General features: G+C 67.7%; 5 protein-coding genes. 3 read left to right on the forward strand and 2 right to left on the reverse strand.

Translation table 11 applies throughout. The features are described 5' to 3' along the window. Nucleotides 1-236: 236 nt before the first annotated feature. Complete coding sequence (locus BEN49_RS10330; protein WP_070742999.1) at nucleotides 237-1,337, reverse strand: 4Fe-4S binding protein; 1,101 nt, start codon at nucleotides 1,335-1,337, stop codon at nucleotides 237-239. 427 nt (nucleotides 1,338-1,764) lie between these two features. Further along, nucleotides 1,765-3,096: an NAD(P)/FAD-dependent oxidoreductase gene (locus BEN49_RS10335; RefSeq protein ID WP_070743000.1), complete on the reverse strand. Its 1,332-nt coding sequence runs from the start codon at nucleotides 3,094-3,096 to the stop codon at nucleotides 1,765-1,767. A gap of 131 nt (nucleotides 3,097-3,227) precedes the next feature. Between BEN49_RS10335 and BEN49_RS10340 the strand changes: the two genes are divergently transcribed. Genes BEN49_RS10340 through BEN49_RS10350 form a run of 3 tightly spaced genes read left to right on the forward strand, consistent with a single transcriptional unit; the run spans nucleotide 3,228 to nucleotide 5,335 of the window. Next, entirely contained in the window at nucleotides 3,228-3,929 is a 702-nt protein-coding gene (locus tag BEN49_RS10340; protein ID WP_262490193.1) for a glycosyltransferase family 2 protein, read from the forward strand. A gap of 19 nt (nucleotides 3,930-3,948) precedes the next feature. Further along, nucleotides 3,949-4,872, forward strand: a complete 924-nt coding sequence (locus tag BEN49_RS10345) for a hypothetical protein (protein WP_125916715.1) — start codon at nucleotides 3,949-3,951, stop codon at nucleotides 4,870-4,872. After that, nucleotides 4,853-5,335 (forward strand): hypothetical protein, encoded by a 483-nt coding sequence (locus BEN49_RS10350; RefSeq protein WP_070743005.1) that lies wholly within the window; start codon nucleotides 4,853-4,855, stop codon nucleotides 5,333-5,335. The genes BEN49_RS10345 and BEN49_RS10350 overlap by 20 nt, the downstream gene beginning before the upstream one ends. Nucleotides 5,336-5,696: the final 361 nt, after the last annotated feature.

Raw genomic sequence — 5,696 nt, forward strand, 5'->3', positions numbered from 1 at the left:
GGGCGGCGGGGGCAGGGGTGGGGCCCGCCGCGCCAGCCGGGCTAGCTGCCCCTGCGTGAGGCTGAACCCCAACATAAAGACCAGGCACAGGCCGTACACAACGACCAGGCTGGCTTCGAGAAAGAACATGAAGGGAAAAGTTTAAGAAAGTGCCGTCCAAGCGTGAACCTCACCCCCCTAGCCCCCTCTCCGCAGGAGAGCTAGGGGTGAGCGCCCCCGGCGGGCGAGCAATTACCCTACAAAATGCGCAGCGAGTCGGCGTGGATGAAGGTCGAGCCGGCCAAACGGCCTTCACGCGGGCCGTTTTCCAGGTTGAGCACGCCGCGGGGGCAGGCGGTGGCGCAGAGGCCGCAGCCCACGCAGGCGGCCCGCACGATGGGCTCGCCGCGCTGGGCGTACTGCTTCACGTCGATGCCCATTTCGCAGGCGTTGGAGCAGTTGCCGCACGAGATGCACTGCCCGCCGTTGGTGCTGATGCGGAAGCGGGAGAAGTGCTTTTGCAAGAGCCCTAGGTAAGCAGCCATCGGGCAGCCGAAGCGGCACCACACCCGCGAGCCCATCAGTGGGTAAAACCCAACCCCGACGACGCCCGAAAACACGCTGCCAATCACGAAGCCGTAGAACTGCCCCAGGGGCCCCGTGACCACACCCAGCGCCGGCACCGCCCCCGAGGCCCCCAGCCACAGCAGCGCCGTGAGCAGCGTTATCAGCCCCAGAATGGGGTAGATGAGGCGCACTTCCCAGCGCCAGGCCTGCCGGCTTTTATCGGAGAGGTGGCGGTAGGCGTCGCCGGCGGTTTCGGCCAGGCCGCCGCAGCCGCACACCCAAGAGCAGTACCAGCGCTTGCCGAAGAAATAGGTAAGCACCGGGGTAGCCAAAAAGGCCATTACCACGCCCCAAAACACCATGAATACCCCGAGCCCGCCGCCGTGCAGCAGCTTGCCCACGGTATCGGGAAACAAATAGTCGTACTTCAGCGGCCAGAAATAGGTGAAGTAGTATTCGGGCTGTTGCAAGGCCAGCAGCAGCCCCGGCAGCAGGAAGCCGAAACCCAGTTGGAAGAACATCACCGAGGCGGTGCGCGCCAGGTGGTAGCGCGAGAACCGGTATTTCCACAGCGCCCGGCCGCCCAGCACCAGCACCGCCAGCGTGTAGAACGTGCCGTAGAGCAGCCACTGGTCGGCCGGCTTGCGGCGCAGCCACTCGCTAAACGGGTCGAGGGCCCGAATCAGGTTTGTGAGCAGCCACGGGAACCAGTACAACACCACGTAGAAGCCCGTGAGCGCCACGCCCGTGGCCCAGGCCACGCGCCCCGGCTGGTGCTGGCCCGACGCCACAAATCGTGCGGGTGCCAGCCGGCCCCGGTGCGCCCAAAAGCTAGCCAGGCCCAGCCCAGGGCCCCGGCGCTCACTAGCGTCAAGGCCGCGTATAGGCTGAGCCGGGCGCGGCCAGGGTCGGCATCAGCCGCGGCGGCTAGCAGCGCCAGTAGGCCCAGGGCTACGGACGCCAGGACTGGCTTTTCGCCGGGGGGCGTGGCGGCGGCGGGTGGCTGGGCGAGGGCCAGGGAGGGGGTAGGGTAGGGTAGCATAGTGGATGGCTTGGATAAACTTTAGAAATACGGTCGTCATGCTGAGCATTCCGCGCATTAAGCAGCGACGCAGCGGAGTCGAAGCATCTCTACCGCTTGGTTGAACTGCTCAAATGAAGCGGTAGAGATGCTGCACTCCGCTCAGCATGACGTTCTATTTTAGGACTTACATTACGCTACCCCAGCATTCTAAACAACCCCTTGCGGCGCGGCTTGCTCAGCGCAATGTCCGGGAACTGCCGGGCAAACGCGCGCCGGATGGCCGGCTCGTGCTGCCGCGTAAATTCCGCATCGAAGTTGGCCGCCGCCAGCTGAGCCAGCACGGTGCCGATGGGCGTGGGCTCGGCCAGCCAGCGTTCCCACACGTCCTGGCGCTGGCGCAGGCCCAAGGTGTTCACGCCAGTCACGGCTTGGTCGGCCGCGCGGAAATTGATGCGCAGCAGGTGTTTGCCATTTGGGTGCTGCCAGCAGAAGCTGGCGATGCCGGGCGCGGGCGCGGCCGGCACGCGGCCGTAGGTCTGGTATTCGAGGTTGAAGAATTTGGCTGAGTTGAACCACTGGCCGCGCTGGTAGGGCGTGGGCTGGCCGCTGATGGTGTGGGCCACGGTTTCGCCCTGCATGCGGCCGGTGTACCAGAGCTGCTCCACGGCCACCTCGCCGGGGGCGGGCTGGCGGTGCTGGGCGCAGTCGCCGGCCGCGTACACGCCGGGCGCGCTGGTGGCCAGCAGCTCGTTTACCAGGATGCCGCGGTCCGTATCGAGGCCGGCGGCTTTCGCTAAAACCAAGTTGGGCGTCACGCCAGTGGCCAGCCCAACCCACTCAGCAGGCAGCTCCTGGCCGGTGGTGGTGACCACGGCGCGCACGCGGCCCTGGGCGTCGCCCAGCACCTCGCGCAGCTCGGTGTTTTTCTGTAAATCAATATGATGTTCCCTAAAATGTGCCTCCAGCATGGCCGACTCTTCGGGCGGCAGCACCGATTGCCAGTAGCGCGCTTCCCGCACCAGCCACGTCACGCGGATGCCGCGCGAGTGCAGCATTTCGGCCAGCTCCACGCCGATGAGGCCCCCGCCCACCACCACGGCCTGGCGGATGCCCTGGGTGTCGCGGCTCATACTTTCCACGTCGGGCAGGCCGATGAAACCCTGCACGCCGGCCAGCTGCTGGCCGGGCCAGTCGGGCGTGCGCACCACCGAGCCCGTGGCCAGCAGCAGCTGGTCGTATGTTAGGGCCGGGCCGGCGGCCAGCTGCACGGTGCGGGCGGCGGTGTCCACGCCGGTGGCTTCGGCGTGGACCAGCTCCAGGCGGTTTTCGGCCCAGAACCAGTCTTCGTAGGGCTTCACGTCGGCGTGGCGCAAGTGGCCCATGTATAAGTACATCAGGGCCGGGCGCGAGTAGTGGTGGGCGCTTTCGGCCGCCACCAGCGTAATGCGGGCCGCGGGCACGAGCCGCCGCGCCGTGAGGGCCGCCGTGACGCCCGTGATGCCGTTGCCGATGATAACGAGGTGCATACCTGCAAATGAACGCCAAAACGCGGCAGTAGCCCGCCCGCCGCCCCTGGCACCCACGCAGCAGTCCCGGCCCGCCGATTGCGCAGCCCCGGCCGTTCTTTGCACCTCCCTCACCCGTTTCGCTGTCTACCTTGGCTATTCTCCCCCGCATTGGCGTGCTCATCCCGGCCCACAACGAGGGGCGCTCCATTGCATTGGTGCTGAGCGAAATCCCCACCGGCCTGGCGCAGGAAGTGGTGGTGGTTGATAACGCCTCAACCGACGATACCGCCGCCGCCGCCCGCGCCGCCGGGGCTACGGTGGTGACCGAGCCGCGCCCCGGCTACGGCCAGGCCTGCCTGGCCGGGCTGGCCTATTACGCCGCCCAACCCGCCGGCCGCACCCCGGAAATTATCGTGTTTCTCGACGGTGACCACTCCGATTTTCCCGAGGAAATGCCCGCTCTGCTGGCCCCTTTGCTGAGTGGCGCGGCCGAGCTGGTCATCGGCTCGCGGGCGTTGGGTGAGCGTGAGCGCGGCGCGCTGCTGCCGCAGCAGCGCTTTGGCAACTGGCTGGCGTCGCGGTTGCTGCGCCTGCGCTACGGCGGCACCCACACCGACCTGGGGCCCTTCCGGGCCGTGACGGCGGCGGCGCTGGCCCGCATCGGCATGGCCGATACCAACTACGGCTGGACGGTGGAAATGCAGGTGAAAGCCGCCCGCCTGGGTTTGCGCGTGGCCGAAGTGCCCGTGCGCTACCGCCGCCGCATCGGCACCTCCAAGATATCGGGCACGGTGCGCGGCACGTTGGGCGCGGGCTTCAAAATCCTGTGGACCATTTTCAAATACTGGTAATTCCTACGCTCTGCCTCTGGTGCCTACTCCGCCATCTTCCGCCCCCTGGCTGCGCGCCGGTCAGCTCGTGGCCCTTCTGCTGACGGGCGCGGCGTACTGGGGGCTGGCCTACGCCACACCGCGGACGCACTTTGGGCAGCTGCTCGGGCTGTTTGCGGTGGCGGGGGCCGCCTACGCGTGGCTGCTGCACACGCGGCTGCCGCTGCGCTGGGGGCTGGGGGCCGCACTGGTGTTCCGGCTGCTGTGGCTGCCGGCCACCCCGGCGCTGAGCAACGATTTCTACCGCTTCCGCTGGGACGGGCTGCTGGTGAGCCACGGCCACAACCCGTTTGCCAAAACGCCCCGGCAGCTGCTGGCCGCCACGCCCACTGATTCGGCCGCCCTGCCGCTGCCCGAGCTGCGCCACCTGCTGCCGTTGCTCAATTCACCGGCCTATTTTTCGGTGTACCCGCCCGTGTGTCAGGCCCTGTACGGCGCGGCGGCGCGGGCCTTCCCCACCTCCCAAACCGGCTTTCTAATGGTGGTGCGCGGGGCCCTGTTGCTGGCCGATGCGGGCGCCGCGGCGCTGCTGCTGTGGCTGCTGCCGCTGGCCGGCTGGCCCGCCCGACGCGCCCTGGCCTACCTGCTGCACCCGCTGGCGGTGGTCGAGGTGATGGGCAACGTGCACATGGAAGGGGCGGTAGTTTTCTTTCTGTTGCTGACGGGGGCCCTACTGGCACGCCGCCGCGCCGGCTGGCCGCCGGGCGCTGGCCCTGGCCGTGGCCACCAAGCTGCTGCCGCTGCTGGCGCTGCCGCTGCTGGCCCGGCGGCTGGGGCGGCGGCGCTTTCGCTGGTTTTTGGGGGTGCTGGCGGGCAGCCTAGGGCTGCTGTTTCTCCCCTTTCTTTCGTGGGATTTACTGCTGCACATCGGCCTCAGCCTGGACTTGTATTTCCAAAGTTTTGAGTTCAACGCCAGCGTGTTCTACGTGCTGCTGGCCTTGGGCCGGTGGCTCACGGGCTATGACCTAGTGGGCGGCCTAGGGCCCCTGCTGGGCGCGGGGGCCCTCTACCTGGCTTTCCGGCTGGCGCGGGGGGCGGGGCGGCCCCGGCTGGCGGCGCTGCCGCAGCTGTTGCTGCTCACGCTCAGCGGCTACTTTGCGCTGGCCACCATCGTGCACCCCTGGTACCTGGTGCCGCTGGTGGCGCTGAGCTGCTTTTCGCCGCTGCGCTACGCCCGGGTGTGGGCGGGGCTAGCGGTGCTTTCCTACGCGGCCTACCGCACGGCGGCCTACACCGAAAGCGACTCGCTGTTGGCCCTCGAGTACGGGGTTGTGCTACTGTGGGCCGCCGCGGAATACTACGCGGGCTCCTGGCGGCTGTCGGGCCCTAGTGCCCGCCGCCCGCCGCCGAATTCCCGCGCCAGGTAGCCAGGTCCTGGGCTGAATCCACGTCGTGCAGGGTCGGCAGCTGGGCTACGCGCAGGCCCAGGCGGGTAGCATCGGCCAAGATACCAGGCAGTATGATGGCGGTGCTCCAGGCTTCGTTGTCGAATAAATTAGCCTCCAGCTTTGTCCATGCCCAGCAGGTATTGCCCGCCGTCGTTGGCTGGCCCCCCTACCAGCACCAATCGATTGGAATGCTCCGCGGGTGAAATGCTCGGACGGTTTAGGATCTAAAACCGGTAACTAAAAAAAGCGGCCGCTCTTGCCGAAGCAGGAGCGGCCGCCAAAACTAGGCAATGCGCCGGTAAGCCGGGTTCTGTCCGGGGCCCGGGGGCCCCGTCCCCAC

This window comes from Hymenobacter coccineus (assembly GCF_001816125.1).
GTDB lineage: Bacteria > Bacteroidota > Bacteroidia > Cytophagales > Hymenobacteraceae > Hymenobacter > Hymenobacter coccineus.